The organism is uncultured Desulfosarcina sp. (genome assembly GCF_963664155.2).
Lineage (GTDB): Bacteria > Desulfobacterota > Desulfobacteria > Desulfobacterales > Desulfosarcinaceae > Desulfosarcina.
On record NZ_CAXXXH010000002.1, the window covers coordinates 1133721 to 1160295 of the forward strand.

Consider the following 26575-nt stretch of genomic DNA (forward strand, 5'->3'; position numbering starts at 1 on the left):
ATGAAATGCAAACACATATGTGTCGGGCTGGGGTTGTTGCTGATGGTCCTTTGGGGCTGCCAGGCCTCTCAGGCTCCCCGGGACAGGGACAAGCAGGCCAACGCGTATATCCAACAAGCCCAGGCCTATGAAAGTCAGGGAAATCCAATAGAGGCGTTGGAGCAGTATAAACTGGCCCAAACCATCGACCCCAACGAACCGGTCATCACCGACGGCATCCGCCGCCTCGATCAACAGCTGAATGAGCTGGCCGAAACCCACTATCAGGCCGGCCTTCGCTTGAGGGATAAAGGCAAATGGGATCTGGCGAAAAAAGAGTTCTTAAAAACGCTGAGATATCGTCCGGAGCATGAAAAAGCCGCCGCCATGCTTCAGCAGCGCCAGCCGCAGGGTGAGAGAAAGTTCATCACCCATGAGATCGCCCCCGGGGAAAGCATTTCCAAGCTGGCACTCAAGTACTATGGTGACTACAAAAAATATCATCATATCGCCAATTTCAACAATATGACCGACGCAACCCAAGTCCGGGTCGGTCAGCGAATTATGGTACCGGTTATCGACGGTGTAACCATCGATGATCTGATTCGTATCAGCACCGGTTCGTCCGCGCAGCCGCCCGCTGTGAAAGGTGAATACACCGTTCATCAAATCCAGCCGGGTGAAAGCCTGGCCAAGGTTGCCCAGATTTTTTACGGCGATTACAAATTGTTCCCCATCATTGCCAAATACAACGGCATAACAGATCCCACAAGCATCAAGGCGGGACAGAAAGTGAAAGTACCTCGACTGGGACACCCCCCTGAACCGGCGACCACAACGCCTTACCGCCCTGAAGTCCCTGAATCGGAGCCCTTCGCCGAAGCACCTGGACCACCAGTTGAATCCGTTGAATCACCCCGACCCGAGTTGTCGGAGCCTGTGGATCAGGTAGCGGAGTATCGCGAGACGGGCATTGCCCTGTTCAATGAAAAAAAATACGACGAGGCTATCGTTGAATTACAAAAAGTGCTCAGCGCTTCCCCGGAGGACGCCGATGCCATCGCCTATATTTCCCAGGCATATGTTGAAACGGGCAAGGGGCACCTTGCGGCGAATCGTCTCAATGAAGCCAAGACCGCATTCATCACGGCCCTTGACTATGATGACAACTGCCGGGACTGTCAGGCTCTGTTGGCCCAGTGCCGCACAATCGAAGCCGATGGACTAACCAAAGAAGCTGAAACGTTTTTTCAGAATAATCAATACGACAAAGCCATTTCAACACTCGAACGTGCGACGGCACTGAAGCCGAACGATGCTACAGCGACTGATCTGCTGTTTCAGACCCTTTATCAAAAAGCCCTGATACTTTACAACAAACAGGACTATCTGGCTGCCAAAACCGGCTTTGAAAAAGCAGCCGCCATTAAACCGGACTGCAGTGAATGCAAGCAGTATGTTGAAAACTGCCTGGTAGAATACAAAGAGTTCCACTATAACGAAGGCATTGTCTTTTTCGGTCAGGAATCGCTGAAAAAGGCGATTGAATCCTGGGAAAAAGTCACGGCGGTTGATCCCGACTACAAAGATGTTCAGCAGAACCTGAAAAAAGCAACCTTGCTGAATGAGCGGCTGGAAAGGATCAAGAAAAGCACCGCCGAATAAGGGGGGAGGAAAACCCCTTGACATCAGCCATACTTTTGCGGCTATAGTCGGCTCAATTATATCGCCACTGCGTCACTGCAAAATCGCAACCCAAGAACTGATCCATGCAGGTGGGACAATATGCCCCAGATGCCGAACATCATCGTACAACTGGTTCACATCCAGGGCCCATTGAAAGGGCAGATCCAGGATTTTTCGCAATTTCCCGTTCAAATCGGCCGCCACTCCTCATGCCAGGTTCGTTTTGAAAAAGACCTGACGACCATTTCCAGGCGACATGCCCGTATTGAGCGACAGGGAAACCGATTTCGTATCATCGACGCCAGCACCAACGGTACCTACGTCAACGGGAAACGCATAGCCGACGTTTATTTAAGAGACGGCGATGTGATCACTTTTTCGGAAAATGGCCCCAAAGCCAGTTTTCTGACCAAAATTGAAGCCGGCGAGGCACCCATTCCTCATACCCGGCCTGCCCAACCGGTGCCACCGTCACCCGTTTCAGCGGTGCCGCCGCAGATGTCAGCAGCCTCGCCAGTCCGTGCGCCAGAGATCCCTTCCACGCCCCCTCCGCATATCCCCGAACCCGGTCTGACCGTGGGTCCCGGATTGGAGATCCCCGTGATCAGCACCAATGCACCGCTGGTTATCCAGTTTGGCCCAACCCTTCAGTCTTACAACCTTCTACCCGTTACCATTGGTACCGATCCGGCATGTGATTTCGTGATGGCCAACAACGCACTTGCCGGACGACACCTCCAGATATTCTTCAATGAAAACGAATACTATGCAAAAGATCTAACTGGGCGAAGCACGGTTTCCATCAATGGCCGGCCGGTTGGAACGCAATCGGTTTTGGCCCAGGGCGCCGAGTTATCACTGACCGACCGGGGACCAAAATTCAGATTCCTTGGTGGTGGACGGTTGGCAGAGATACAAGATGTGGTATCAGACCCCCTGGAAAAGACCGATGCCGACGCCAATTTAAGGGGAGCAAATAGCGAACCCTCCGTACCCCAAAAAAAATCAAAATCCCTGTTTAAAAGCTTTTTCAGTTAAAAATACTGGCAATCGGCTATTTGGGGGTCTCCGCCATTAGCAGCGGGTTGTCGAATTCGAAACCGAACAGGTGGGGATTTTCGCCGATCACAGCAGCGGTGAAAATGGAAAAAACGTAATCGTAGGTTTCATCGGGCACCTTTTCCCGGTAATCGCTAATCAACTGCCAGAAATTGCGTTCCCGGGGATTTTCCGGCATGGCTTGGATCAGCTTGACGACCCGCCCCTCGCCCCAATTGTAGGATGCCATCACCGGCAACCCGGACGCCTGGGCATCCGTAGTATAGATGTCCCGGAGGTAGCTCGCGGCCGCCCGGGTTGCTTTGTCAAAATTATGGCGCTCGTCCAGGAGATCCACCACGGCTTCATCTTTCAGGGGACCGATGCGAAGTCCATATTTTTCAGCAGTTGGGGGAATAAACTGCCACATGCCCTTAGCGATCCCAAATTGGGTGGGAGGCCCGACAGCCTGGTAATCGAGGTTGCTTTCCTGTACAGCCAGGTAAAAAAACTGGGCCGGGAGATCTTCATCGCTCAATGCCTCGAGAATTTTGGGAATATAGCCCTGCCGCTTGGCCCGACGAATGACTCGTGAAAGTCGCTCACTAGACTGCCAGTTCGCGATAAACCCGGAGACCTCCTCCACGAATCCGTCGGGCATGTTGATCTCACCCTCGCCAAATCGGTGCGCCACACGCATGATGATCTTTTCCTTTTCACTCAACCCCTTGTGGTAAACGTCAAGGCTTTCCACATACTGGTCGTAACTCTGTTCGAGTTTTTTCTTCTGCCCTTTAACTGCGTCGATGTGTTTCTTGGCCTCCAGTGACTTTCGCTGTTCGGACTCCACCCGGAGTTTAATCAGGTCGATTTCCAGCGCCCGCATGGTGTAAAAAACCTCGGCGGCCAGTTTGCGCTGCTCGACGACCTGGCTGTGCTTGTACCAGGCTACACCACCGGTAGCTATCAACAGCAGCACCACCAGACCAATGATGATGCCGCAGGTCATCCGCTGCTTATTCCGGACCTCGACATAGGCCCGGCGAACCATCATGGTGTGTTCGCCGGCCTTACCGTCCAGGGTCTTGCCGAAATTGTGATCCTTGTAATGGTCGAGGCTGGATGGATCGCCAGAAGATGGTCTCGTCGATACCCTTTCGGTAGGAGATAGATCTGCCGGTGGCTGGTAAACAGGCGGGGACGCTACCGGCGTTTGGATGTTGAAAAACAGGGTCGGTCCACCTGCCCCCAGTTGAATGCGCCCCTCCGCGCAAGGACTGCCGGCTGGATGCGCTGTCCGTTGAGAAAAACACCGTTGGCGCTCTGTAGATCCTGGATCCGCCAACTACCGTTTTCCCAGACCACATCGGCATGCCGCGGGCTGACCACACCGTCCCTAATACAGATACCGCAGGTCGAATGGCGACCAATGGCAAACCCTTGCCTGAAACTGAAAGTCGTCCCATCCGCAAGGGTGATGCGCAACACGTCAGGGGAGAAAGCAATCATATGGTAAACAGTTACGCTTGATGTTGCGGCAGCATGAAATCAAACTTAAAGAATACGGCAGACGGTGGATTGACAATCGTGATTTCAAACACCTCCACACCTTATAGGCATATTACAGGTTTAGGTTCCGATCCTCAAGGTGGAAGACATTTCATATTTGCAGGAATCTAACTATTTATACCATATACGGTATAGGTCATATTTTAGTTTATACCATATGTTGTTTTTGAGCATATTTCGGAACGTGTGGCAGCGGTTTTAAAAAATGGGGGGACATGGGTTGAAGCGGGTGGACGCTATCGGACGTCGAGTAGTTTCTGCTACCTGATGCCCGAAGCCCTGCACCCGGAAAGAATGGAACCGGGGCTGTCTATGGCCAGTTCGATGGCAGCTGCGGTCTGCTGGCGCTGGGAGCCATTTTTAAGTACATTTTGAAGGGTTTCCAGACCGATGGGTTTTCCCAGGAGATACCGGGCTCCGTTTTATAGTTGCTTTTGTTCTGCTCCCACCACGTTTGAATCAATTCGACATCGGACCATAAGAGGTCTTCATCCGGCTCCATGACCACATCCTCATCTTTAGGATCTTCCGTGGGACCGGCCTCGAATCTCTCCGGCCATTCGCCCTCCAGATCCTGGTAGGCGATGTCCACGCCGGTGAGCATGGAAAAGGCTTCACCGGCAGGTCTGGCCAACTCCGGCACCTGCATCTGTCCCATCACCAACGGGATGAATGCCGGGTCACCCAGTGCGCCGAAACCGGTAATGGCCATGTGAATCTTCGCCGGAATCCTGCGCAGGCTTTCGAGCAACCCGGCGGCATCCATAGGCGGCAGTTTCCTGATAACCAAGATGCATGCCCACCATGATCTTCTTGTTTGAGCCGATGCTCTCGCTCTGGTCGACGCCAACCGATTTGGTCTGGTTCTTGTCGTTCTCGATGGCAATGATCCAATCCTTCGGGCCATGCAGGAAGACCTCTTCTGCCATTCATTTCAGAACGGTAGAAGTCCTTGAGATCGAATTTGTACCCGCTGGAAAAATCCCGGCACCGGTTCGCTCCGCTGATGGTCGTAATCTGCGACTCTTCCTCCTGAATGCGGATATTGGTCAGCCGGTCACCCTCATCCAGGGAGGCGAATTCAGCCGGATAATCGTAGATTTCCCGTTCACCGGGTCCCAGCGGCTGGTTGGTGGACACCTCGGATTTCAGGATCGATTTGGGCGCATTGAAGTTGTAATCGTTGACCGTATATTTGGCGACCCGGATTTCCTGCGACATCTGCAGTTGGGTGATGACATCTTCGAGTTCATATCCGGAACTGTAAATCTGGCACCGCGCCACAGGTTGATGGGGGCAGAATTCATTTTCACTGGGGGAATCGGCGACAACCAGGGTGTGAATTTTCTTTTCATGCCTGAAATAATAGAAAATGCCCTCTTGCTCCATCAGCCGGGATATAAAATTGAAATCCGTTTTGCGATACTGAGCACAGTACTCTTCTTTCTCATAGGAACCGCTGAGTTTAACCTCGTAATCCGAAAATTCCTGATCGCTGAAAACCTGCTCGACGATATCCTGGATGGTCTTGTCCTGAAAAATTCTTGAGTCCGCCGTCGGGTCAACAGCCAAAGCCGGGGCACCATGGTTGCCGAATAGACGGAAAACGGTGACAGGAAGAGCACGTTGGTTCCCAAAGGCGTGTCGATGGACATCAATGTCTGGTCCTGCGTATAAGCCATGATATCTATCCGTTAAATCGTTCTTAACGACTGCAGATGAGGCGCAGGCACGCAAATGGGAAGGATGTTCAGGAGGACCCTGAAAACGAACGGCAACTATTCCGATGTCACAAGAAGTAAAGCATTTTTCGATAGGATCGATGCAGTTATTGCTATTTTTCTACCAATAATTCCATAAATTTTCAATTTTATTAAATAAGTCCGGTCGGGCGGCAACCAGTGGCGGTTACGGACCTGGCAGCAAAGGCGACTTCGGCGGTCGAACCACCGGCTACCCGGGTATTTTTCAGGTACGGGACGTCAGGGCGAAACGATCACCTTGGTCTGGCTGGGTGCCACCTGGGCACCTGCCGGCATATTGGCATTCATGCCATTGTGGCCGGACATGCAGGTAAGGTGCACGCAGGGCTGGCCCTGTATTTTGACCTTGGCACTTCCCTTTTTGTAAGTCACTTTACCCATGTTCATCCCTGACATGACCCCCTTGTTCACGCCAGCCTCATCGCCCATGGAACGGGATATTTCCGATTTTGTGGTCACCACCGGTTTGCCCGCAAATTTTACCTTGGTCGCCGTTTTCTTGGCCTGGTTGACCATTCCCGTGTTGGGGTATGGTATGGGTACCGGACTCGGTGACGGTGGCGCCGGAGTCAGACAGGGGTCGGGTACGGCAAAGGTGTTGCCGCCCTGGGTGGTAGAAGCGGGAAATATGGCAGGCATGGCCGATCTCCTGAATTTACGCAGTAAAAACTAATAAAGGATAACTAAGAAATCCTGAATTATCCAAGATGTATCTTTTCGGCTTTTACCTTGAAATCCTGTTCCGATTTCATGATCGTTTTCCGGGCTTTCATATGACTGGTTTTTTCGATCAGCGTCCGTTGACGTCCTGCCTTCAACTGGCTCAATTCGGATACCGTCCGGTAAACATTCTTAGCTTTCGTCATCACGGTATCAGCGACCGATTCAAATTTGCGGGAAATGGATTGAATGTTGCCGATTCTCCCTATCAGCTTCTTGCCTGCGATCTGGGTCTCCTGCAGAAAAAGCTGGGCGCGCTGCGCGGTCAGTTCCATTACCGGTGAAACCAGCTGCATTTTTCTGGCCTTCATGGACATGACCGGCCCGGAGCCGCCATGGGAATCCCGAATGCCCATATGGATATCATTTCTGGCGTTTACAGCCACACAATCACCATCCATGTGGATATCTTTGGCAGAATGAAAGGCAATGCTGCCATTGGTCGTGGTGAAATCCAGGTTGCCCGATGCAACGTTGACTTTTACGGTGCCCGTCCCGCAATGGTAGTCTATCAGCAGTTCATTTTCCTTTGAATAGAGCTTCAAGGATTCATCGGCCAAAGAGCGGTCGATCCGGGCATAGGCCCCATTGGCCAGTCGAAGCTGTCCTGATCGGCTCTTTTTTTCGGTTTTACAGGACAACACACCGACAACATACGCGCGACCGCTGCCGTCGGTCATGGTCAGGACTTCATCACCGGGTTCAAGCTCGGGATGCGGATAAACCGCCAGGCGGGCATCCCTGTCTATCGATCCGCCTGGACGGCATACGCGGATATTGTCATCCGAATCGCAATTTCCCATCACAATGGCGGGCTCGATGGTTGAGGCCATGGCGGGTAGTGGAACGATCGTCGCGGTATGTTGTGGCATTCGGTTTCTCCTTAAAATCTCATATCCCACCAGTGCAGCGGGTTGGCTGGACGGAATTAGTCATTATGTCTGCGGCACCGGCGGTGTCCACAATTCAGCTTCAGCCCGGTCCTTGTCGGTATTTTCAACCAGCTTTCGGTTGGCTCCCCGCCAACGGACACCCTGATCATTGATCATGTGAAGCGTTGCCTGGAGCAAATTGGCGTGGGACAAATCGGCATCCTTCAAAATCGCATATGAAAAATCGCCGTAGGGTGCAGATGCATGCATAAAACTGGCACGAACGAGATTCGACCGGGTGAACTCGACCCGGTCCATTCGTGCAGCATCGAAAACCGCATCGGCGGCAGTTGCATCGGCGAAACAGGCGCATCTTAAGTCGGTCGCCTGAAATGCGGTGCCTAACAAAATGGCTTTCGTGAAATTCGCCGTGTGGCAATTGGCTTGTTTCAGGCTCCCACCGGACAGATCTGCCCCGGTGAAGTTAACCTGTTTACAGTTGGCTTTGTCCAGAATTGAATTTTTCAGGTTGCTTTCCTCAAAGTCACAGTCGGTAAAATCGCATCCGGTAAGATTCATATTTTCAAACAGGCATTTTTTCATCTCGCAAGTATTCATGATCGTGGCAGACAGGATCACTCGGGTAAAGTCCACGGCTTCGAAATCTGCACCTCGCATTTTGGTATCGGTCAAGTTCATTCCTTCTAAATCGCATTTGCTCAAATCACAGCCATCGAGGATAGCGCCACTGAAGTTGACATCTCTCAAACACGCTTCAGAAAAAATGGCATCGGCGATAAGCGCGCGGGACAAATCTGCACCAGTGAGATCCGCACCGGAGAAATCAGCATCATTTAGCTGGCAACCGATGAATTTTGCATTTTGGAGGTCAGCCCCTGAAAAATCGGCGCCAGACAGATCCATTCCGCTGAAATCAATTCCGGAAAGCCGACAATTAGTAATGGAAATATTTTCAAGATTGGATCTTGAAAAAATAGCATCGGTCAAATCCGAGTCAGCAAACACGGCATCGGTCAGGTTGCGATAGGACAGGTCGATGCCGGTTAGATTGCACTCGAAGAACTGGCATCGCTGCATATTGGCAGGAAGCTGTTTAACCTGTCGCAGATCCGTATTCTGAAAGACCACCCCCTGGAAATTGGAACTGCCGAAATCGCACCCTCCCAGTTGGCAAGCGATGATCTGGCTATCCGTCATATGCGATGTCGTAAAGCCGGTGTCGGACAGGTTGGAATGGTCAAAAATGGTTTGATTAAGCCGAGCACGGCTAAAATCAGTGGCAGACAAATCACAGTGGGAAAAGAGGCTGTTGTCGAGATTGGTTTCAACAAACACGGCTTGTTTCAGATCGGTTTTCTCAAATTCACAGCGTTCACCGAAAGCACCTGAAAAATCCGCATGGCTGAAGTTGCTGACCCCTTCCTTAAAGCCCAGAATGCCAAGGTCTTTAAGTTGATCCATCGCAAATCCCGGCAGCTTCAGGTGTTCAAATGAAACCATCACCTGGGATGAGTCCTTCACAGGAACAGTATCTGAAAAAGCCATCATCCCGGTAAGGATGGCCCGTTTAAACTTGACGTGAGGTGCGATGGCGTTGACGGCAACGGCGCCGGAGAGATCGGCCCCGGAGAAGTTTGCTCCATCGAGTACGCACTTGTTGAAAAGAATATCTGGAAGTTGGGCATCGGAAAGATCGATATTCGACAGGTCACAGGCGTTGAATTTGGTACCCAGAAGCTGTGCTTCGGCCAAGTGTAATCCGGCAAGCGTCTCTTCGGAAAAAAGCACCCCGTCGACTGCCTGTCCCGCTTTTAACTGCTCCACCAATGCTTCAAATTCAGGGATACCGTCCATTGTCACCCTGTTCAACGATTAGCGAGTTTGGTCATCTTGAGGTTGGCACCTTCAAACTGCGTACCGTCAACCATCGCATTTAAAAATTCTGATCCATATAGATTGGCTTGTCGACAATCGCAGCGGGATAGGTCCGCTTTTTCAAAACTGCTCTCAAGGCAATTGGCCATGACCAGATCCGCCTCCTTAAGGATTGCCTTATCGAATCGGGCGTATTTCATGTCCACCGCCCGCAGGCGCGCGCCGGTCAGGTTGGCCTTGGCGAAACTTGCGCCTTCCATTTTGGATAACGAGAAGTCGGTACCACTGAGATCGGCGGCTTCCCATATGGATTCCTTTGCCGATACCTGTTTAAATGAACCGCCGGTAAAGATGGACTTTTCAGACGCCCGCAACTCGGTGAGGTCTGCACCATCCATAACCACGCCGGGACATTTAGCACCTTCCAGGGTTGCTTCTGCCAAATTCGACCCCGACAAATCGGCTTTTGTCAGATTGCTGGCCGAGAAGTCTGCACCGGTCAACGTCGACTTGACCAAGGAGGCGCCGGTCAGGTCGGCCTCAATGAAACTGGCTCCACCGGCATCCACCGCCTCGATCCTGGCATCCGTCAACCGTGCATTGTCAAAAACAGCATCTTTCAGTATCGCTTTGCACAGATTGGCATGGAAACAATCAGCATCTGAAAAGTCAGCGTTTGTTAATTCGGCGCTTTTAAAACTGGCTCCGGAAAGATTGGCATTAATAAAGACAGCTCCGGTCAAATTCGCATTATCAAACCGGGCGTCGGATAGGTCGGCGTTCGAAAAGATGGCATCCTGTAGGCTGCCACCGCTGAAATCGACACCGGACAGGTTAAGGCCTTCAAGGTCAAGTCCGGAGATATTGCGGGTTGCTTCAAACTGGGCAACAACTGTTTCCCGGGTCATCTCCGGTGCAGGAGCGGTGGCTTGTTCAAACCCAAGTTCATCGAGAATGCGTTTTTCTTTTTCCTTGTCCTCGTCGCTGGATTCCGGTGGATTATCCGGATCCATGCCTGAATCAATCATCGACTTTCTGAAAGATGCCTCGGCCACCGCAAGCAACTTGTCGGTATCGTCCTCAATCTCGGGGACAGGCGCTTCGGGGGGCTGGTCCTCCTCCCACTTTTCATTTTCTTCTTGCAGTCGTTGTTTCAACCGATTTTCGTAGTACGACGTGGATTCAGGTTCTTGATCCAATGATTCCGAGACAATCAAGGTGTGACGTAACTCTTCAAAGTCTTCGTCCTCCACCTGTGTCCACCCCCGCCATACCAGCACCAGTTTCTCTGCATCCATATCCACCCAAAGTGAATCCAGTTTCATAGGCACTTCGGTAAATGGATGGGCATCGCCGGAAACGGTTTCGTCTTTGTTGACGAAACATCGGATGGTTATGCCGGAAAGTGTGGAGCGATAGTCGGGGTGGTCCGGATGGAGGTTTTCTAAATAAAGCGTCTCGTCCCCTATCAAAAAATCGCTCTGGAGTTCGTCCGGTGACGAATTGAAGTACCCCCAATCCATGTTTTCCGCGAACCAGGGCCATCGGGTTTTAAGATATTTCCCCTTGTAGGATCCCAATTTTGATTTACGCGGATCCCACTCTCGGTGAATTGGACCGAACCCGGCAGGATCCAGCCTGGAGAGGGGCGTGGCCATTTGCTCTCCGGGTCTCATGATGTTGGGCAGACGGCGTTGGGCATTACCGTTAATGTCCTTTTTTTTGTCATATCCCTGTCCCGAGGGATTTTTCTTAAAACCGATTCCTCCGTAACTGAATTCGTAGCGCAGCGGAATTTTGTCAAAGGGTTCTGGATCGGTTGCAACCGGGCCAATCCAATGACGGTCGCCATAAACGATTAAGGAATTGGCGAGACCCCCCACCTGAAAGGTGACTCGGCGAGCGGAAGCCAAGGTGCCTTTAGGCGCATAGCAGTGACCCGCCAGACCGAGGTCGGCCCGAGGCTTGAAATATGAAAAATCGGAGGCATAACGCGGGCCGCCTTTCATCTCTTCATCGTCTTCATAAAATTCATCACCGGTGGTGATCTGCTGTTCCTTGGAAGGAACCACGTGTTCATCCGGCACAAGGTCGAATGTGCCTTTGACAATGAGCGTCAGGGAGTGGCCCGGGAATGGAATCCGCCCGGCTATGCAGCCAAAACTATAAGGGGTATCGTTGATTATATCCAAAGGGGCAATCCTATGTTTCTATTCATCCGCGGCGCCACCGACAACGTTGCCATCCCGCTGCGATATTTCCTGGTGGGACGCCCGGGGCAGCATGGCCTCAAATGTTTCAGCGAAGTTGCACAATTCGGGCAACAAAGATTCCAATGCAGATGTGGGGATGTACGTCTGCCCGCCGTATTTAAACCGGCACTCGATGCCATTGCGCGAAATATCAAACCGCTGAATGGGATCGGCCCACTTTTTGACGAATATATCCACGAACTGAAGCGCACTGGACTTTTCTTTTAAGGCCGACGAAATGGCCGGAGTAGCGAAGCGCGTCAGGAAATACTGGTCAAAAGCGGGGTTTTCGGTATCGAATCGAACCATTCCGGGAAATGGGTCGTTATTGTCAAGATCGATCGATGACAAAAACAGATCAGGTGTGGATTTAAAACGAATTTCTATCGTTGCACTGTCGTCCGGTTTAACGGCCACCTGAAACGTATTGAACACACCGGAGATTTCTCCGATATGGTAATTTAGTTCACCCGGCTTAAAGACAAGATTCATCTTTTTTGCCAGTCGCGGGTAATCTGCTTTGGCTTCTTTCCAGCGACTTTTGGTCAGATCAATGTAAAACAGTTTCCAAAGCCCCACGTAAAGGATTGAGCCGGCAACGATCAGGGCAATTATCGATACGGCAATTACCTTGATATCCATGTTAAGCGCCTTTTTCGATTTTCCACTCGTCACAAAATGCTCGGATTCCTCGGCAAATCTGCTGCTAAGCAGCGAAACCGGATGCGTTTGCTGAAATCGCCAAAATCATTTAGGAACTTTTTATGCTTTTGGTAACGAATTCGCCTTTATTAGCGGTCACCTTGCTTCCCTTAATCTGTATTTCTTGGGGAGTATCGATAACAATTTTGTTGTTGCTCTTTATTGTCAGGACACCGTTGCCGGATGCGTTGTTTATTTCCAAAGTTCCATCAGGTTTGATGCGCACGAAGTTGTTTTTAGAATGCATATAGGCTTGTTTTTTATTCACCAACACTTCCGACGTACCGTCTCCGCCGCTCATCAGCAGGTCTTTTTTGGTCTTGTACTTGATATTCCCATCCGACGCCCTGTCTCGGTCTGCAAAGTTTTTGGTGTATTCCTTGGCTTTGTTGATGGTGATCTTTCCCCCGACCAAAGTCTCGTGTTTGCCACCCACAAAGGTTTCCGTTTGCAGCCCTATCGTTTGAGCACCTTTCACCCCTCCAAAAAATTCATTGGTAGCGCCCAGAACCGTGAATTTCGCTTCTCCGGAAATCAAATGGCGATTATTGCTGTCCGTTTGGAATTGAATGCTTTTGCCTAACTCGATAAATGAATTGTGGCTGGGGGATGCCATGCGCATGAATCCTGCCGCCGCATCCAGTACTACTTCATTGCCGTATTTATCTCGGATCTGAATGCCCTCGGCTTCACGCATGAGGATTTCGTTGCCGCAGGCCTGGGTAATTTCGATATCGGGTCCGGAGGCTTTCATATGAATCTTGTTGCCGCACTCCTGTTTGATCTCTATATCAGGGCTGCTTTCGTGCAGGTAAATTTCATTGCCGTTGGCCTGTTTGATCTGGATGAATTTATCTCCGTCCTTGTCCTCGATCACGATATCATTGTCATTCCAGCTCCGGATGACGCTTTTGGTCTTTTCATCAGGAAGGGCGTCTGCCGGTTGGTTATTTCCATTGTAGACCCGGCCGACAATGATGGGTTTGTCCGGATCGCCCTCTTCAAAATCGACGATTACCTCATGTCCGATATGCGGAATGAACATGGCCCCCCAGCCGGCACCAGCCCATTGCTGGCTGACCCGAATCCAGCAGGAGCTATTTTCGTCATTTTTTCCTTCGCGGTCCCATATAAACTGAACTTTGACTCTGCCAAACTCATCCGTATAGATTTCTTCACCGGAAGGCCCCACGACAATCGCCGGCTGCGTTCCGTCAACGACCGGTTTCGGGGTTGCCCGTACAGGTCGGAATGGCACATTCAACGGTAGGCAGGTAAAGCGGTTGCCGTAAGCTGCCACGGATTCGTTGCCGGCAGCACCCACCGGTTCTGAGGCATTATGGACGACGGATATCAACACATACGATTTATCGTTCATATCGGTTCGGTAATACCCCTTCAGATCGAATGTAAACCCACTTGAAAAATCCCTGCAGCGGCTCTTTCCTGTGATGGTCGTGACCTGGGCCTCTTCCTCCTGAATCCGGAAGTTGGCCAGACGGTCCCCTTCATCCAGTTTGGTATATTTGGCAGGGTAATCGTAGACCTCCCGTTCACCGGGTCCAAGCGGCTGTTGGGTGGAGACCTCGGCTTTTAAATCCGAATTGGGAACCTTGAAATTGTAGTCATTGACCGTATACTTGGCCACTCGGATTTCCTGTACCATCTCAAGTTCAGAAATCTTGTCTTCACTGTCGAAGCTGGTGGTTTCGAGCTGGTATTTCGCTTCTTTTTGATTTGGGCAGGGCTTGTTCTCATCGGCGGAGTCGGCAACAATCAGCGTATGTTTCTTGTCTTCATGGTTGAAGAAATAAAAAATACCCTCCTGTTCCATCAGCCTGGAAACAAAATTGAAGTCTGTCTCATGATATTGGACACAGTATTCCTTGGCATCATAAGAACCGGTAAGCTTGAGCTCATAGTCCGTAAAATTCTGGTCTTTGAATATCTTTTCGATAATATCAGGGATGGATTTATTCTGGAAAATTCTCGAGTCGGCGGTTCTCGTCAGCATCCAGAGCAACGGCACCATGGTCGCCGAATAGCAGGAAAATTTTGGTTTCTCCGATCCCTTTTCGGGCTCGCCGCTTTTTTGGGAAAATCTTGAGATAATGCCATGAAAAAAGCGTTCCTTGTCGTCGTAGAGTTTGATTCTGACGGTAACGCCCTTTCCGATAATCTTTTTAAAATCGATCGCATGATTTTCCGAAAGCATCTCCAATTCGAATTCAAAAAGGCGAGACACCCCCTCGATGCCTGAAAAACGGGCAAGCAGCAGTTCGTCCTTTCCCAATGGTGTATCGATGGCAATCAGTTTATTATCTTGGGTATAGGCCATGGTCTATCTCCTTCAATTGTTTTCCGGAACTGCTGATGTAATGAAGGAACGTCGATGATGCTAAAGCAGTCGTTTCTGATGCCGGCAACGGAATTTCGGTTTCCAATTGCATTCCGCGGCGACTGCCGATTTCTACCAGCGATTCTTTAAATTGTCAATTTTATTATTGTTTTATGTGAGTCAGCATCCACTGCCGGCTGGTAATGACGACCCATACCATCGACCGGAAAGCGGGCTCAACGGGTCGGCAACCGATTGAAAACGGGCCAGTTGAATCCGGTCTTGATCTTTGAAAGAAACCAGCGGCATGAGTCCGTATCCGATGATCTTCTCCAGCGACCGGTCACTCAAAAAGACCTCTGCACAGGGTTTGAGGGTCCGTTCGCCCTGTTCCTCGAACACATGCAGGGGCAACCCGCTCACACCGCTGGCCAGTCCTCGCGACCATTCCCAGCCAAACTGGGTAAATGTGCGGCCAAGGACCAAAATCAACGCAAAAATGGGATTGGCCCACAGATAGTGTTCGTGGTCCGCAGGATCGCCGATCTCTTCAAATGCAAATGCGTCCACCGGGTCAGTTGCTTCTCCATATGGCATCCGGATGAGAAAACGGGGCAGCGCCAGTCCGATCCATCTGGCTTCCGGAAGCGTCCGGACCGCCTGCCAGGCCTTCTTGTCTGACGGTTCAGGTTCAACGGTCCAGTCCGATGGGTCCGGGGTCGTCGGCAATGACGGGCAGCCCATAAAACCGGTATCGCCTCGGCTGACAAAAGGGGCACCAAACATCTGTCCCATAGCGCCCAGCCGGGCAAGGACAACCGCATCCATTTTTTTAGGGGAAAAGGTGTACATCCCTGCCAGCAGGGACCAGGGCGCCTGTCCACGGTGATGCTGGGAAGTCGACGCCAGTATCTTATAAGAAGCGGTATCTCTCAAATCTTCATGCGCTGTCAAATCCGAGGCCAGTTCAACCTTGGAGACATCTATCAGATAGACCATTAAATTTTCATCGGTTTCCAGCCGTCGAAGACAGAACTGGAGCGCGCGCCAAGCCGACTCAATCGCCTGGAAATCCGGGTGATGAATAAGGCGGCGCATGAGATCGGAAATCGTTCGATCAACAGCCTCCACCATGGCATCCTGTTCTTTTTCAATGTCCGGAACCAGGTGCGGTCCCACAATATCACCCAGAAAGCGATCCCAGTCCGTTTGCGGCTTGGCTCTGTCGCCACCGACTGCGGCAGGCAAACTGGCATCGAGCACGTGGTCCAGCAGGTTGCCTGTCGTATCACCGGCAAAGCAAGGTTCCCCTGGCGGTAATTTATCCGATTTTTTGTCGTGGCGGGGATGTGTTGGTGACATTGACTTTCCGGTTAACCGGGACGCCGTTTCGACAAACGTATCCGGGTTGATCAATTGATTTCGAACATCTTTCATTTTTTTGAAAATATCCGTTCGAAAATAGATCTGTTCCGGATGAAAATCATCCAATTCACCGAACGTCATATCAACGGGTGGAGTCCCATTCCCCGCCACGCGAAGGCGGATCGACACAGCCATTTTTTCCATCACCTTTTCATCGCTGTCCCGATCCACTTTGAAAAGCATACGCTGTCCGATATCGGACCCGTCAGTTTCAACACCCCGGTTGGCGCGGCCGCTGAAATCACCCATGATAAGTATCCTGAACGGCGTATCAGGTCGAGGCTTCTCGAAGTTTTCCTGGAAATTGGTAGACAAAGAGACATCCATGCTGTCAAAAGAGATGGGATCGTCCATGAGTCCCCCTTTTATTAAGGAATGCCGTAAAAATGGTATGATAGGCGGGCCCTGGTTTAGGCGGTATTGCAAGACACCATAAGGATTAATATCGATTTGCCGTTCACTCGCCAACCCCGCCGCATGCAATGGAAAATGCGCTCGCTATGACGGTTCAAGCATAGAACCGGTTGCGCTGATTCAACTCCCGCACAATGTCATGTGTCATCGCAAGCTTGTTTAGCCGGTTTTTCTCACCTTCACTTGCCGAGCGGGCATTGGCCACTTTATTTCCTCCTGTGTATCTGCAAAACAGGCAACGGACTCTCTTGTATTGGAATTGGCTATTGTGAAGCATCCTCACTGTGTCGGCCAAGGCAATCTGTTCATCTGGCTTAATAGTAAGGACATGTACAGGCTTGTTCCCGATTGCAGAAAGAATGCTGGCTTCACTCGGGTCATGCTCATAGTATTCCAATCCATAATTTTTGATGGGAGAACCAGCCCCGGCATCGATTGGTTCGACGGTCCCATTAATAGCATCAATAACTTCACCAATTGCCGAAACATGTTCAAAGGTATAAAACTGGATTTCAAAACGCGTACCGGTTGGGCGGAAAGTGCCATCACCGGCTTCCCAGCCACCATGACTTGAAATTATAAGGTCCTTGCCGGCACTCCCGTTCAGCGGATTGCTCTCCGCTGAAAGGATGTAGAACCTCCCACAATTAAACTTGCCCATGCCCCATTCTCCCTGTTTTGTTTATTCCAATTGAGTCCCGCCTCATCTCAATCCAAGCGGTTGTGTCCATAAATACGGTGACGCACCGAGATAGAATGGGCAGTCAGGATGCATGCCTGGTCATAGTTGTCGCCACAACCAGATGCCCTTTAACCGGCTGCCCGCCTTCATTACGCAATATCACAGACTTTTTAATTTGAATGTCAAACCCGCAAACGCCAAGGATATGCTCAACATAGGCACCTGTGTGCGCATAACGGCCATGCGGGTTCAATTGCCAGCCTTCAATTTCCTGTCCCGCATCTTCAAGGGTAAACGCCATTACCCCTCTGTCTTGCAGAGCACCGGCAGCCCTTTTTAAAACCGGTTCGAGATCACCGAAATAGCATAGGGTATCGGCCGATACGATTGCATCGAAGCAGTCTGCCTTGCCGGTCAGGAATTCGGTCAGTTCTGCCTGAATGATTTCATCATAGGCGATCACACCTTTTGCCCGCGTCAACATTCCCGCGGACAGGTCCACGCCCACCAGGTGGCTGGCATAAGGCTTGAGTAAAGGCCCACATAAGCCGGTACCGCAGCCGGCATCCAGAATATTCAGCGAACCAGCCGGTTGCGGCAATGCGTTGGCAAGCGCCTCGATCAACAATGGGGGTGCCCGGTAGTCGAGATTTCCCTGCAAATGCTCGTCAAAGCTGTCGGCAAGGTCATCGAAAGTCTTCTGCACGAAGGCATCGGGTGCACGACTGGGAGCGCCCTTTCCCATGCACGATGCCTGCAGGTAAAGGGCGATAGGATTTTCCGGGTCTTTTTCAAGCCAGGCATCGAATACCTGTTTGGCCTCCCCTTTGCGGTCAGACTTGATCAGCGTCCGGCTGAGCCCCTGCCACGCACCAACGTGCGTGGCATCAAGTTCCACCGCACTATGGTAGGCAGCCACCGCATCATCGATGCGCTCGCACTTTCGCAGAGCATTCCCCAGGTTGTAACGATAATCTGCGGTTTCTGGCGATATATGAATGGCTTGACCATACACATCCAGTGCTTCGTCTACGGCCTTGCGAGCCATGAGCACTACCCCCAGGTTATTGAAGGCCTGGGCATGGCCGGGATTCAGGGCAATGGCCTGGCGGTAGCAAATCTCGGCATCGTGCACCCTGCCCATACCTTCCAGTACATTGCCCAGGTTGTTGTGGGCATCGGCATTCTTGGGATCGATCTCGATGATGCGCCCGATGAGCTGGGCAGCTTCCTGTTTCCGCTGCTGCTGATGGCAGAGCACGCCATAAAAATGCAGGGCATCGAGGTGATTCGGCACGGATTCTATGATACGACCGTAGAGCATCTCGGCCTCGTCCACGTTGCCTCCCTGGTGGAGCTTAAACGCCAGAGAAAAGGCATTTTCAATGGTCAGGGCAATCTTTTTCGATGAAGATCCCCGTTTCTTTTTTTTCTTCAACTTCATGATATTCTCATGTCAGCAGCCAATCAGATGCCGATTATGCCGGAGCAAGCGTCACGACCAATCCATTGACCGGTCGACCCATTTCCTGGCGAAGTACCGCGTATGAAACAGCCCTTGGCTCCAAACCACTCAGTCGGGCAACTTGCCTCAGATAGGTCTCTGAGTGGGCATAGCGCCCCTGAGGTTTTATCAGGTAGCTGCCGGCTATCCCTTCCGCTGCTTCGTCTTTCCGTTCCACGGTGAATATAAAGTTTCCACCGGGCTTCAAGGCACCGGCCACACCCCTTAACACCTTTTGGAGATCGCCGAAATAACACAGGGTGTCTGCACATACGATCACATCGTAAACGTCTTTCCGATCGCTGATGAAGGCAGTCAATTCAGCCTCTTCCAGTCTGTCATAGTTTCCGGTTTTAGCAGCCCGTTTCAACATCCCGGCGGACAGATCCACTCCGTCCAGCCGACGGGCATAGGGTTTCAACAGGGCCCCGCACAGCCCGGTGCCGCAACCGGCATCCAGAATATCCAGATCACCGTCAGGACGGATGCATGCTTTTGCCATGGCACCGACCACGAGTTCCGGCGCCTGGTAAGCCAATTGATTAAGACTCTCTTCAAAACTGTCCGCAAACCTGTCGAACAGGCATTTCACGTATTCGTCCGATGCCCGATCGGGAACTGCTTCACCCGAACAGGCCGCCAGCAAGTGCAACGCCTCCGGGTTGCCCGGATCTTCCTTCAGCCATTGCCGAAAATGAACCACGGCCTCCTCCTGCCGACCCACGGTCATCAAGGCGATGCCGAGCATCACCTTTGAACCTGCCTGTTCCGGGTCCAGCACCAATGCCTGAAAGAATTGGTCCACGGCCTCGGCGGCCCGGCCCTGTTGATACAGCAGGTTGCCCAGGTTGTAGTGCAGGGGGAAAAAATCGGAACTCATCGCTAAGGCGTTGCGAAATACCGGTTCAGCCTCGTCGAGGCGTCCCAACGCCCGAAGCACCGTTCCCAGGTTGTTGCCTGCGCCCAGGTGGCCGGGCGCGAGTTCTACGGTCCGGCGGTAGCAGGCTTCGGCTTCTTCCAGGCGCCCTTGTTCCATGTAAATGTTGCCCAGGTTGTTGTGGGCATCCACATAATCTGGTGAGGCGTCGAGAGCCCGGGTAATGATTTGGATGGCCTTGGCTGTGTGGCCTCGCTGGTAGTGCAGTATACCTAAAAAGTGCAGGGCATCCGGATGCTCCGGAAACACGCTCAGCACCTCCCCGTAAATGCCTTCGGCCTGATCCAGTTTGGATTGTTTCTGGAGTTCCATGGCCAGGCGGATGGCCTGATCGATGGAAATCCGACCGTCGCTTCCGGCTTTGTTTTCATTTCCACTGTTGTTGATATCGCTCATGAGAACATCAGACTTTTGCCGGTGAACCGGCCGCATGCCTCTTTTCCTTCGACAAACGTAACGTTAATGGGTAGGGCCGGACTCGCCGGTTCTGCACGAAAGCGGCCCGTGCGATCCGGTTGTCCTTGCGGACCACCACATACAAACGGCTCGTTTCATGGTTCCGGATCAATCGTTCGGCCTGCTTCAGCCCCTGACACCGATAGGTGTTGCAGATGTCGGCCCGCATCCATCGGGGCAGCGTGCAGCCTTGTTCACTCTGATACACACAGGCATCTTTGACGGAAATTTGCGGCAGATATGCAGTGTAGGCATGAACGATATCCAGCGGGTCTGCAATACCACAGCGGGCTGCGAAACGGCCAATGGCCGCCGCATCCAGGAAGGCGTGCTCTTTGCCCAGATGACAGCAGGTTCCCCGGCAGACACCGCACACGCGTGAAGCGACCACGGCAGGCGGGCCTATCTCAGGTGGATTTATATCAAGGGGATCCTCTCCGCCATCAATGCCTGCCTGGAAGCCTTTCACACACAGGTCATAAAGAAATGCCGCATGAACCTGTTTGCGCAAATCGGGCAACCGCTCGACATCGGCAGGATCGTCGGGAACCACAACCATGGGATAGGATTCGGGCCGCCGCACCCCCAGCACCGCAGCAGCCTTTTTCCGATGAGCAGCCATCTCCTTGTCCAGCACCGTCGATTTGCACCGCCAGTCATCGCAGATCTGCCCCGAAACCTGCTGGTGAAACGAGAGTGATCGTCCGCAGATCCGGCAGCCGGCCGGTTTGCCCATGGGGCCGAAACGATGCGACATCAGTATGCGGTTAGTTTATGTAATTTCGTAGCCAAAACCCTCCCCATCCATTGACACCTTGACCTGCATGATCTGCTCACCCCGGGCCTGCCGGCTCAGCAATTCGCGTGACATGTCGGGCAGCAGAGTATTGGTCATAATGTTGTCCGCATTGCGGGCACCTGAATCCACGTCGGTGCATCGGCCGGCAATGGCATCCACAATCGCCTCATCGTAGATAAAGTCCACATCCCGGTTTTCCTTCATGCGTTTTACAATGCGGTTGAGTTTCAAACGGACTATCCGTTTCATGTTCTCGTCGGTGATGGGATAATAGGGAACGATTTTCATACGCCCCAGAAATGCAGGCTTGAAATGTTTGAGCAGTTCCGGCTTAACCATCTCGGCCATTCCGGCCGGATCGGGCATGGTCTCCTCGTCGGCGCTCAAGTTCATTATAAGATCCGTGCCCAGGTTCGAGGTGAGAATGATCAGGCAGTTTTTAAAATCAATTCGCCTCCCCTCTCCGTCTTCCATCATGCCCTTGTCGAATACCTGGAAGAAGAGCTCCATAACGTCAGGGTGGGCTTTTTCCACCTCATCAAGCAGCACCACGCTGTATGGCTTTCGGCGCACGGCCTCGGTGAGCACACCTCCCTCACCGTAGCCCACATATCCCGGAGGAGACCCCTTGAGGCTGGAAACGGTATGGGCCTCCTGGTACTCGCTCATGTTGATGCTGATCATGCTCTGTTCACCGCCATAGAGCAGTTCGGAAAGCGCCAGAGCAGTCTCGGTCTTGCCCACACCGCTAGGCCCCACCAGCATGAACACGCCGGTGGGTTTGGAGGGGTCTTCAATGCCGGCATGGGCCGTCTGAATCACTTGTTCGATGGCCTCCAGGCCGTGGTCCTGGCCGATGATTCGTTCCTTGAGCCGGTCACTGAGATGAAGCACGGTATCGATCTCGTCGGTGAGCATGCGTCCCGTTGGAATGCCGGTCCATCCGGACACCACCGCAGACACGGTCTCCGAATCCACGGCAATCTGGACCAGTGGTTCTCCGGCCTGCCGTTTCTCCAACTCGGCTTCCAGTTCCTTCAGTTCCGCCTGTCTGGCAGCAAGGTCATCCGCAGCGTCATCGCCTTTTTCCGTGAGGGCTTGGATTTCCTGGTACATATCCCGAACCTGGCCGGCCACTTCCATTTCACTCTGCCATTTTTTCGTAAGGCTGGCCATTTCGACATGGGTCGATTCCCGCTCCGTGGTGAGTTCAGCCAGGCGGGCTTCATGGTCCCTGCCGATGGCCGTTTCCCGCATGAGGCTCTTGATTTCCCGGTCGATATCCCCGATGCGCCGCTGGGCTTGCTCGACGGCCGGGGGGCTGGTGGTAAGTCCGATGGCCACACGGGCGCAGGCCGTGTCGAGCACGCTCACCGCCTTGTCAGGCAGCTGGCGGCCGGAAATGTAGCGGCTGGACAGGTGAACCGTATCTGTTAGCGCCTCGTCGGTAATCATCACATTGTGATGTTTTTCCAGAAATGGCCCAATGGCCCGCATCATCACCATGGCTTTTTCTTCATCCGGTTCCTCTATCTTGACCACTTGAAAGCGCCGGGCCATGGCTGCGTCCTTTTCGAAATATTTCTTATATTCCGCCCACGTGGTCGCCGCGATGGTGCGCAGTTCGCCCCTTGCCAGGGCCGGTTTAAGCAGATTGGCCGCATCTCCGGATCCGGCCTGACCGCCGGCGCCGATGAGTGTATGGGCTTCGTCGATGAACAGGATGATGGGAATCGGCGAGGCTTTGACTTCATTAATCACGCCTTTGAGGCGGTTTTCGAATTCACCTTTGATACCGGCCCCGGCTTGCAGCAGCCCCAGGTCAAGGGTATGAAGGGCCACGTTCTGCAAAATCGGCGGCACATCTCCTTCGGCGATACGCAGGGCAAAGCCTTCCACCACAGCCGTTTTCCCGACACCGGCTTCACCGGTGAGAATAGGGTTGTTCTGACGGCGGCGGATGAGAATGTCCACCATCTGACGTATTTCGAAATCTCGGCCCAGCACCGGGTCTATTTCTCCCTTTTTGGCCCGTTCGGTGAGATTGATGGTATATTGGTCGAGAGCCTTGGCGCCCCCCGGACGGGCAGGTGTGCCGGAGGAAGTGGTGTCCGTACCGGCACCCACTGCGGTTCCGACATCCTCTCCACTTCCCGAAGTGAGGTCTATGAGGTTCTCTTTGAGGGTCTCCACGGAAATTTTCTTTAACGTGTCGGAACTCGAAATCAGCATTCTTGAGAAATCTTCGCTGTCCAGCAGGGACAACAGAACGTGGCCGGAGCGTACCTGCGGCGTCTGATACTCGACGGATGCGAGAAGCCACGCCTCTTTGATCATTCGCGGAATGCGCGGCGACAGCGCCGGTGTCCTGGCATTTCCCGTCTTGAACTTTTCGATGGACCGGGTCAGATCGGCAACCAGGTGCGCTTCGTTGATCTCAAAATGTTTAAGAATTTTCAATATGTCCGTATCGGACATTTCCAGCAGTTTGATTAAAAAATGCTCGATGTCCACTTCGTAATGGGTTTGGGACAGGCAAAGCCCCGCGGCGGATTCCAGTGCACTGCGGCAGGTTTCATTGAGTTTTCCGATGAGAGACTTGAGATTGGATACGGCCATTGTTCACTCCTTTGGTTTAGCGGATGAACTGGTGAGCGTGCGAGTAATACAGCTTTCAACTTTAAGAGTTGTTCGGCTTATCAGTTCAATGGCTTGCAGGCTCAACTGCTTTTAGACTTCACCAGTTTCAGATCATATTCCTGAAATGTAAAAAAGATATCCTTTTCATACCGATAGCCCGGGGAGGAAACCCAGGTCGTCCAGCCAAGCATGGGCGCATCGGTGCCGGTGCTTCCCAATTGGCAAAGGGGGACATCTTCTTTTCTCAGGTAAATGCGGATTTCAAACTCATATTCGATGCCCACCATGTATCTGATAAGGGAAAAAATGGGCACCAGCAGATCCCCGGTGGGCATCACCCGGGCGAACTTTGATTTGCCCACCGGACCGAGGTGGACGCGGAATTTGGTCTGGCATTCCCACACCTGACTGCCGCAAATGGCGTCATCGCCGAGGGTGGCGTTGGCCGCCCCCAACTGTGTCTGGTCGGATGGCTCCAAATCCACAATGCGTTCGATAAACTGTTCCACTCTGACCCGGGTATCGGCAAAATAGGCCACGGCAGACTCGATGGCGACTGCAGAGGCGATTGGCCGGGAAAGCAGTCCACTGTAAAAAGTCAGCGCCTCTTCCGGCAGGCCGATCATTTCGGTCAGACCCGGCGTGCCTAAACCGGACAGGCTCAACAGGTATCGCGAAAGCCGGTCTCGGGCGCCGACCTGGTAGTTCTCCGGAAACCTGTGTTTTTTCCAGGCCAGGTAAAAAAGGGTAATCAGGCGGTGGTGGAACAAGTCCAGAAAGTCGGCCAGAGTTGAGTCTTTTTGCCGTTCGCGGGCAAGAATCAGTTGGGTGTACCACTGGGGCAGAACGCCGGATGGCCCGGTTAGGCCGAGAAAGGCCACTTCCATGGAAGGCGGACCTTTCCGGTCGAGGCCCGTCAAACCTGATATGTCACTAGGAGGAAATGAGAACCCTTTTTTAACAATGAACCGAACCGGCTCTTCGGAAGGCACCAAGGCAGCTCCGAGTTCTTTCCGGTTTTCGGTAAACCGTTCCAGCAGGTAGACGGCCCGATAGAACGAGAATTCGTAAAAGCGGTCAAACAGCTGCTGTTTTAGAGCAGTATCTGATTTCCGCTTCTCGGCGGCCATATCTTTACCGGTTCCTCCCGTTGAAGGGTCTTCATGACGAGTTGGAAAAAAGAGTTGACGGACACATACTGGGACAGGAACCGCTCGAGCACACTGGCAAATAAAAATATACCCGTCCCCACGTATTTATCTTCATCTAAAGTGATCGTCACCTGTACGCCCCGGCAAAACGACCGGTTAATGCGCTTGGTAATATGCCGGCTGCTCACAGAAACGATGCCGTTGATCATCTGCTGGGTGGACAGGGAGTTGTTGAAATCATATAATCTGAGAATTTCCTTGAGAGCATGCTCCCCTCCTTCGACCAGAGACATGTAGTTCAGCGAGAAATGAGAAACTAACCGCCACTGCAGGGCGCTTCCAAGGAACGGACGCCGTGTTGGCGTGGGTTTGAGTACACAGTTTATCGTTGACACCGGTGCAGCCGTTTCCATGTTGAAATCACCGGTCACATCGCCAAAGGCAAGCCGGGAAGGCAGGTCTCGGTTGGTACAGGTGACCCGAACGGTGAGGATATCCTCCGCAGGATCTGAAGGCTTCAGGTTCAAATCGGAAAAGGAAAGAAAAACATCCGTCCCCCGATCTCCCTTCTTCCCGGATGGCCGCCGCTGAATATGCCAGAAAGTCTGAGATGCGGCGGCCCTTTCTTCGCCCAAATGATGCCGCATGGAATAAAAAGGGCGGTATTCTTTCTGCCCGCCGGCAGACCCTGAAAGCGTAGCAGTCACCCGGTCTACGCTGTATACTTCGGTAGCATTCTGGCGGCGGATATCCGGCACCACCGGGTATTCGGTTTTGCGGTGTTCCACACGAATGGGTTCGGCAATGCGTTGAAACAGGTTGGCTACGGGTGTGGCATTCAACTGGAAGGTATCCGCATTGACCACCAGATCCGATTTTCCCATACGGTTGATAAAAAGGCGAAGTGTCAGCCGGTCTCCTGCTGCCTTGTTTTTGAGCTGATCTAACCCGTTGAAATCAAAAAACAGGAACTTTTCCGGAAAACAGAAATATTCGAAAAGAAGCAGATAACCCGGAAAAGAACGTTTGGAATACGGAAGCATGCCTTCTTCTTCAACAAACCCCACAGGGCGGATACTATTTGGATCGAAGACGGTGAGGGCCGTTTCACCGGAAGAATTCTGCACCTCGCATTCGATATGGCAGACATGATTGAAGATCAGTTCATATAGGTGAAACACATGCTGGTGGGGCCCGTTTAAAAAAAACCGCAGCGACTGCCAGTTGATCTTTGACAGGCTGAGTTTGTTGAAGCTTTGCATGTCGATTTCGATGACCTGGACCGCGCCTCTAACAAATTTTTTGGGTTCCCGAATTTGAGCGGCAACCACCGTGATCGGCCAAATCTTCACCGCCTGTGTGGTGGAAAAACGGCAGGGGGTTCCATTTACCGGTTTAGAAAACAAGGCCGTTCCCCTGTCGATCCGATATCCGCTTTCCTGGATATTCTGCTGAACTGGATCGAACCGGACAACGGACATGGAGGGAACCGGATTGATGTAGTGGGGATAAATGATGTTGAGCAGCGACTCGGTAATTTCGGGGAAGTCGTCATCAATTTTCTTGTGAATTCTGCCGCTGATGAGGGCAAATGCCTCAATCAGCCGTTCCGTGTGCGGGTCTTCACACTTGTCGCCTTCGAGCAGAAGGCGACCGGCTATTTTGGGATACTTCCGGGCGAATTCCGCACCCATCTCACGGATGAAGGTCAATTCCCGTTCGTAATAGTCAAGCAGCCTGTCTTCCATAGAG

At 52.3% G+C, this 26575-nt stretch carries 20 protein-coding genes and 1 pseudogene; 2 read left to right on the plus strand and 19 right to left on the minus strand.

What is annotated here, in order from left to right:
• On the plus strand, positions 1-1644 hold the full coding sequence (locus ACHZBS_RS29210; protein ID WP_319410062.1) for a LysM peptidoglycan-binding domain-containing protein: 1644 nt from the start codon (positions 1-3) through the stop codon (positions 1642-1644).
• Positions 1645-1764: 120 nt separating this feature from the next.
• Positions 1765-2703: an FHA domain-containing protein gene (locus ACHZBS_RS29215; RefSeq protein WP_319410063.1), complete on the plus strand. Its 939-nt coding sequence runs from the start codon at positions 1765-1767 to the stop codon at positions 2701-2703.
• Positions 2704-2719: 16 nt separating this feature from the next.
• Here the strand turns inward: ACHZBS_RS29215 and ACHZBS_RS29220 are convergent, their stop codons facing one another.
• The 19 genes and pseudogenes from ACHZBS_RS29220 to tssF all read right to left on the minus strand — a co-directional run bounded on the left by ACHZBS_RS29220 (position 2720) and on the right by tssF (position 26571).
• On the minus strand, positions 2720-3757 hold the full coding sequence (locus tag ACHZBS_RS29220; protein ID WP_319410064.1) for a transglycosylase SLT domain-containing protein: 1038 nt from the start codon (positions 3755-3757) through the stop codon (positions 2720-2722).
• A gap of 149 nt (positions 3758-3906) precedes the next feature.
• A complete protein-coding gene (locus tag ACHZBS_RS29225; RefSeq protein WP_319410065.1) occupies positions 3907-4212 on the minus strand; it encodes an FHA domain-containing protein in 306 nt (101 codons plus the stop codon).
• A gap of 370 nt (positions 4213-4582) precedes the next feature.
• Positions 4583-5062, minus strand: coding sequence for a hypothetical protein (locus tag ACHZBS_RS29230; protein ID WP_319410066.1), 480 nt, complete (start codon positions 5060-5062; stop codon positions 4583-4585).
• The gene (locus tag ACHZBS_RS29235) at positions 4953-5201 is read right to left on the minus strand and encodes a hypothetical protein (RefSeq protein ID WP_394708068.1); all 249 of its coding nucleotides are present in this window, start codon (positions 5199-5201) and stop codon (positions 4953-4955) included. The genes ACHZBS_RS29230 and ACHZBS_RS29235 overlap by 110 nt, the downstream gene beginning before the upstream one ends.
• 55 nt (positions 5202-5256) lie before the next feature.
• Positions 5257-6009, minus strand: a pseudogene (locus ACHZBS_RS29240) (type VI secretion system Vgr family protein); the annotation flags it as partial.
• A 245-nt stretch (positions 6010-6254) separates the two neighbouring features.
• A complete protein-coding gene (locus ACHZBS_RS29245; protein WP_319410068.1) occupies positions 6255-6674 on the minus strand; it encodes a PAAR-like domain-containing protein in 420 nt (139 codons plus the stop codon).
• 59 nt (positions 6675-6733) lie between these two features.
• Positions 6734-7627, minus strand: coding sequence for a DUF3540 domain-containing protein (locus ACHZBS_RS29250; RefSeq protein WP_319410069.1), 894 nt, complete (start codon positions 7625-7627; stop codon positions 6734-6736).
• 63 nt (positions 7628-7690) lie between these two features.
• Complete coding sequence (locus ACHZBS_RS29255; protein WP_319410070.1) at positions 7691-9502, minus strand: pentapeptide repeat-containing protein; 1812 nt, start codon at positions 9500-9502, stop codon at positions 7691-7693.
• Positions 9503-9513: 11 nt separating this feature from the next.
• Positions 9514-11715: a DUF2169 domain-containing protein gene (locus ACHZBS_RS29260; protein WP_319410071.1), complete on the minus strand. Its 2202-nt coding sequence runs from the start codon at positions 11713-11715 to the stop codon at positions 9514-9516.
• An 18-nt stretch (positions 11716-11733) separates the two neighbouring features.
• Positions 11734-12417 carry a hypothetical protein gene (locus ACHZBS_RS29265; protein ID WP_319410072.1) on the minus strand — a complete coding sequence of 228 codons (684 nt, stop codon included), beginning with the start codon at positions 12415-12417 and terminating at the stop codon, positions 11734-11736.
• A 109-nt stretch (positions 12418-12526) separates the two neighbouring features.
• Positions 12527-14815, minus strand: coding sequence for a type VI secretion system tip protein TssI/VgrG (locus ACHZBS_RS29270; RefSeq protein WP_319410073.1), 2289 nt, complete (start codon positions 14813-14815; stop codon positions 12527-12529).
• A gap of 180 nt (positions 14816-14995) precedes the next feature.
• Positions 14996-16594 carry a type VI secretion system contractile sheath domain-containing protein gene (locus tag ACHZBS_RS29275; protein ID WP_319410074.1) on the minus strand — a complete coding sequence of 533 codons (1599 nt, stop codon included), beginning with the start codon at positions 16592-16594 and terminating at the stop codon, positions 14996-14998.
• Between the two features lie 154 nt (positions 16595-16748).
• Positions 16749-17315, minus strand: coding sequence for a putative adhesin (locus tag ACHZBS_RS29280; protein WP_319410075.1), 567 nt, complete (start codon positions 17313-17315; stop codon positions 16749-16751).
• A 103-nt stretch (positions 17316-17418) separates the two neighbouring features.
• Positions 17419-18780 carry a tetratricopeptide repeat protein gene (locus ACHZBS_RS29285; RefSeq protein ID WP_319410076.1) on the minus strand — a complete coding sequence of 454 codons (1362 nt, stop codon included), beginning with the start codon at positions 18778-18780 and terminating at the stop codon, positions 17419-17421.
• Between the two features lie 34 nt (positions 18781-18814).
• A complete protein-coding gene (locus ACHZBS_RS29290; RefSeq protein ID WP_319410077.1) occupies positions 18815-20173 on the minus strand; it encodes a tetratricopeptide repeat protein in 1359 nt (452 codons plus the stop codon).
• 7 nt (positions 20174-20180) lie between these two features.
• On the minus strand, positions 20181-20990 hold the full coding sequence (locus ACHZBS_RS29295; RefSeq protein ID WP_319410078.1) for a hypothetical protein: 810 nt from the start codon (positions 20988-20990) through the stop codon (positions 20181-20183).
• 15 nt (positions 20991-21005) lie between these two features.
• Entirely contained in the window at positions 21006-23651 is a 2646-nt protein-coding gene (gene tssH, locus ACHZBS_RS29300) for a type VI secretion system ATPase TssH (RefSeq protein ID WP_319410079.1), read from the minus strand.
• A gap of 101 nt (positions 23652-23752) precedes the next feature.
• Entirely contained in the window at positions 23753-24802 is a 1050-nt protein-coding gene (gene tssG / locus ACHZBS_RS29305) for a type VI secretion system baseplate subunit TssG (RefSeq protein ID WP_319410080.1), read from the minus strand.
• Positions 24766-26571 carry a type VI secretion system baseplate subunit TssF gene (tssF, locus tag ACHZBS_RS29310; RefSeq protein WP_319410081.1) on the minus strand — a complete coding sequence of 602 codons (1806 nt, stop codon included), beginning with the start codon at positions 26569-26571 and terminating at the stop codon, positions 24766-24768. The genes tssG and tssF overlap by 37 nt, the downstream gene beginning before the upstream one ends.
• Positions 26572-26575 lie beyond the last annotated feature (4 nt).